Source organism: Lysinibacillus sp., from assembly GCF_032093475.1.
Classification (GTDB): domain Bacteria; phylum Bacillota; class Bacilli; order Bacillales_A; family Planococcaceae; genus Lysinibacillus; species Lysinibacillus irui.
Genome location: NZ_DAMDAY010000190.1, coordinates 1 through 5,158, shown reverse-complemented (window position 1 = coordinate 5,158; position 5,158 = coordinate 1). Strand labels below are relative to the sequence as shown.

Sequence of the window (5,158 nt, the reverse complement as noted above, 5' to 3'; positions counted from 1 at the left end):
CAATGAGATGGAATGTAAATTGCGCAATAAATCAAAGCCATAACGAGCATGCATTTTCATTGCTTCAAACTCCTCATTTGAGAGGCGACCTGGCTTTGTTAAAATGTCTTTCGGTACCATTAGCTTACCAACATCGTGCAATAATGCACCAATCCCTATCAAGCGTAAATCCTCAGCTGAATAGCCAAGTTCTTTGGCAATCGCAATAGAATACAATGTCACTTGGAAGGAGTGTTGATAAAGATATTCATCAAATAAATAAGCATCTGTTAGTATCGTTAAAATTTCATCATTGCCTGTAACAGCCGAAAGTAGCTCATCTACAATGGAGACAATTGTTTTAGATTGCTGATCTAAAATATAAGAGGCATTTACTTGATTTAAACCATCAATTGATTGGAATGAATCCTTAATAGTCGTAATGACTTTACTTCGCATAGCTGGTGGAACTGTCTCTTCTACTTCTATGCCATTAGAAATTTCATCGTCAATATATAAATAGTGTGTATTTAGCTGTTGAAGTCTTTGAATAATACGGTCATTAATGACAACATCTTTCTTTAAAAGCGGATGACCTGCTTCATTCCAAATGGTTCTTCCTAATACCATTCCTTCTTTTAATACATCGATTGAAATTAATCGCATGACTTCTTCCCCAATCCATTCTTTAAGCTCTCTCTATTGCTTAAAGAATCTTTGACCATAATCTATCATAATGTTTCGTAAAAATTCAGGTAAAATATATTGTTTCTTTGCATATTTAAAACTTGGATAAAAATAACCAAATGTAAACAAATCTAATGTTACAAGTTTATAAATGTGATCTTGATCCGCCAACTTACCATTAATTAGTAATTGCCGATTTTCATTCATTGAAAAGCCATATGTTAGCATTTTGCCAAAAATAACGCCTCTAAAACCTAAGCCTTTTAATTCAATATAGGGCCACTCTTCATTTTTAGATTGCATATAAATTTCTTTCATTTCAGCAACGGATAATTCAATTATACATAAATTAATAGGATGCGGAAAAATACGATGCAAATCTAAGGCTGTTACCGTTCCTTTAGGCAGACCATCTAAAAATATCCCTGCATTGAATAATGCACAATCGGCACCGCTTTTTTCTAGAATAGCTTGGGCAAATAAATCAGATAGCTGTGAATAGTGGAACCATTCTTTGTTGTAGGATTTCGTCGTTGTAAAGACTGGAGTGTTTAGTATTCTATTCCCTTCATCCTCGAAAAACTGGACCCTTTCCTGTTCGTTTTGAACGATTGGCAAATCCTTATTATGAATTAAAGTATCCTTTTTTTCAACAATTTTCCTCATTTTTTTATCGTATTCAATGACAAGATGGCCTGTATATTGTCCAAATTTCCCTCCTCCTGTCAGTAATACACCATTAATGAGTTTGCCGGTTGGCAGGACATGATGTGTATGGGAGCCGAATATCACATCAATTTCTGGACATTCTTCGGCTAAAAGCTCATCCTCTGTAATACCTAAATGTGATAAGCACACAATAATGTCTACCTCTTTGCGGAGCTGATGAGCTAGTTGTAGTAGTGTACTGCGTGGCTCGTCCATTTGCCAATTTAATTCCTGATAATACACTTCAAACATAGCAGTGGCTGCTATTACACCCACCTTTGTACCTGCTTCGGTTGTTAACACAACATAGGGCTTCATCCACGCAGGATTTTTCCCCGTAGTTGAATAGACATTTGCGACCACGACATCAAAATTTGCATTATCATACAAATGAAAGAGCTCTTCGTGGGATAATGTAATACCTTCATTATTACCGATAGTCACCACATCGTACCCTGCATCATTTAGTAATTGTACATTACCTATACCAACAGTTGCCTCTGTATAGATATTGGAGCGGTCTAAATGATCGCCAACATCAAATAAATAGCTTGTTTCCCCTATTTTTTCCAAACTGTTGCGCATCTCTTTCACAAAGCTTTGCATTCGTGGCCAATACTTAAAATGACTGTGCAAATCATTTGTGTGAAATATATGGATCTTTTCAAGCATTAAAGCCACCTCATTTCTTTAGCTACCATACTTAAGCCAATATGCCTTCAATGATGGATCGAATTCCTAATAATAATAAAATAATCCTTAGTGCAAGAACAAGCGTATCTGATTTAATTTTTTTATTTAATGCTGCGCCCAATTTTGCGCCAATATATGCTCCTGGAATAACAGGAATGGTATAAAGCCATGGAACATGTCCCAAAGCAATATGACTCGCAGAATTAACAATGGACGTTAAAAATACCATAAACATGGATGTCGCCACTGCAACATGTGGTGGAAATAAAAACAAAATAATCATGGCTGGTACAATCATCGAGCCTCCACCAATGCCAAACAACCCTGAGGCAAAGCCAATACCAAATGTTAATGTAATCGCAAACCAAATAGGATACCCATAGACAAAGGTTTGTCCTTCAGAGTCTGTAAATTCTTGTTGCATCCCGTTTTTTACAAACCACTTCACTGGCTTGAGCTTGTCACGGACAAGCAATATAATTGATAAAATAATCAATAGAATACCGAAATACAAATTAAAGGATGGTAAATCCAATCCTTTATTCACCCAAGCACCTAGAATGGTACCTGGAATGCTTCCAATAAAGAATATAAACCCGCTTTTATAGTCTACTGTTTTGGATTTCATATAGCTTAGCGTGGAGGCAAGTCCTGTGAAAATCATCATAACTACAGATAAACCGACTACTTTTTGTGGTGTAATATCTGGAATCATGCCAAGATTTAAACCAATGTATAACGTTGCTGGCACGAGCACAACGCCACCACCTAGCCCAACTAACGAGCCAATTAGACCAGCAAATAAAGCAATGACTACTAATAAAATAAACTCCATTATAGTTCCCCTTCAAATATGTTTAATTGTTTAGGTGCTAACCCGACATCTTTAATATTTAAAATGCTTTGTAGCTCCTTTGCGTTTTTCGCTGCATGATTACCTGAATTATTATTAAATAATACGAAGAGTTCATGGACCTCTGATTCGAGCTTTAGCATACTTTGTCCAAGCTGTTGCAATTCTTCTTTATTATAATCATATAAAAAGCGAACTTTACGCCAATTTTCTGCGTTTCCTGTGTTTCGCCATCCATGGATATTACGACCATGGATACGAATAAGTGCCTTATTGGCAGTTACTTCAGGGTAGAAGGGGACGGAACCTACACCAGCCTGTGGTTCATCACAAATCGTATGAATAAATTGATGTTCACGTAAAAAATTCATTGTCTGCTGAACAACATGATCTGCATACCATGTTTGATTGCGAAACTCTATCGCTACTTCAAAATCCTTAAGTTGCTGCCGAATATATAATAAATATTGAACATTTTTTGCCTGACAATCAAACCATGGTGGAAACTGAGCTAAAACCATTCCTAACTTTCCATAACGTTTAAATTCATGGGCACATTCGATAAAAGCGTTGAACATGTCATTTTTCGATTCAAAAGGAATATCTCCCCGCAAATGTCCGGTCATGCCTTGATAGGCCTTTACGATAAAGCGGAAATTTTCTGGTGTATCCTCACACCATTTACGAACATGCTCTTTAGATGGTATAGCATAAAAAGAAGTATCGACTTCAACTGTTAAAAAATGACCTGTATAATCGAATAATTTATCCTTTGAGGGAGTCACTCCACTATAAAGTGAAGGGTGATCACCCCATCCAGTTAAACCAACTACAATCATGTGACATCCTCCTCTATGTACATAATCATAGCACACAGCATGACACTACAAATAAACATCATGTAAAAATATCGCTTTCTTTTGAACATTACAATGAAAAGGTTTGTCTCTTCTCGAGAATTTATACAAACGAAAAAGCATGAGATATATTACATTGTCCTCATGCCATTTGTTTTAACTGTCTAACAACATTTAAGTAGCTCTATTAGTATGTAGACTTGCAAGGCGAGCTATAAAAAAACCCTTGCCACAAATTTAATTGTGACAAGGGTTGGTTAGTAAATTAACCGATAGAACCTTCCATCTCGAACTTGATAAGACGGTTCATCTCTACTGCGTATTCCATTGGTAATTCTTTTGTAAATGGCTCAATGAAGCCCATTACGATCATTTCTGTCGCTTCTTCTTCAGAAATTCCGCGAGACATTAAGTAGAATAATTGCTCTTCAGATACTTTTGAAACTTTTGCTTCATGCTCTAAAGAAACATTATCATTAAAGATCTCATTGTATGGAATTGTATCAGAAGTAGATTGGTTATCCATGATTAGTGTATCACACTCGATGTTAGCACGTGCACCACTTGCTTTAGGACCGAAACGAACTTGTCCCATATACGTTACTTTACCACCTTGTTTTGCAATCGATTTAGAAACGATTGTTGAAGATGTATTTGGTGCCATATGGATCATTTTTGCGCCAGCATGTTGGTGCTGTCCTTTACCTGCTAATGCAATGGATAATGTCATACCACGAGCACCTTCACCCTTTAGGATACATGCTGGGTATTTCATTGTTAATTTAGAACCGATGTTACCATCAATCCATTCCATTGTACCGTTTTCTTCTACAACTGTACGTTTCGTTACAAGGTTGTAAACGTTGTTCGCCCAGTTTTGAATTGTTGTATAACGGCAATATGCATCTTTACGTACAACGATTTCTACAACCGCTGAGTGTAAAGAGTTTGTTGTGTAAACAGGAGCTGTACAACCTTCAACATAGTGTACGTGAGCGCCTTCATCTACAATAATAAGTGTACGTTCGAATTGACCCATATTTTCAGAGTTAATACGGAAGTAAGCTTGTAATGGAGTTTCGACTTTAACACCTGGTGGTACATAGATAAATGATCCACCTGACCATACAGCTGAGTTTAATGCAGCGAATTTATTGTCAGTATAAGGAATAACTTTACCCCAATATTGTTTGAAAATATCTTCGTTTTCACGTAATGCTGAGTCTGTATCTTTGAACACAATTCCAAGATCCTCAAGGTCTTTTTTCATGTTATGATAAACTACCTCAGATTCGTATTGAGCAGATACCCCAGCAAGATATTTTTGCTCTGCTTCTGGAATACCTAATTTATCAAAAGTAGCTTTGATTTCATCAGGTAC

5 protein-coding genes are annotated in these 5,158 nt (G+C 36.5%); all 5 read right to left on the bottom strand.

Annotated elements, in window-relative coordinates; genetic code table 11:
• Positions 1-645 (bottom strand): HD-GYP domain-containing protein (locus RT445_RS22965; protein ID WP_313471668.1); only part of this gene is annotated, 645 nt, incomplete at its 3' end.
• Positions 646-678: 33 nt separating this feature from the next.
• A complete protein-coding gene (locus RT445_RS22960; protein WP_312505861.1) occupies positions 679-2,046 on the bottom strand; it encodes a bifunctional metallophosphatase/5'-nucleotidase in 1,368 nt (455 codons plus the stop codon).
• Between the two features lie 31 nt (positions 2,047-2,077).
• Positions 2,078-2,902 (bottom strand): sulfite exporter TauE/SafE family protein, encoded by an 825-nt coding sequence (locus RT445_RS22955; RefSeq protein WP_274794264.1) that lies wholly within the window; start codon positions 2,900-2,902, stop codon positions 2,078-2,080.
• On the bottom strand, positions 2,902-3,759 hold the full coding sequence (locus RT445_RS22950) for a DUF72 domain-containing protein (protein ID WP_312505863.1): 858 nt from the start codon (positions 3,757-3,759) through the stop codon (positions 2,902-2,904). Before RT445_RS22950 ends, RT445_RS22955 begins: the two co-directional genes overlap by 1 nt.
• 283 nt (positions 3,760-4,042) lie before the next feature.
• The coding region (sufB, locus tag RT445_RS22945) for a Fe-S cluster assembly protein SufB (protein WP_313471666.1) at positions 4,043-5,158 on the bottom strand (1,116 nt) is incomplete at its 5' end.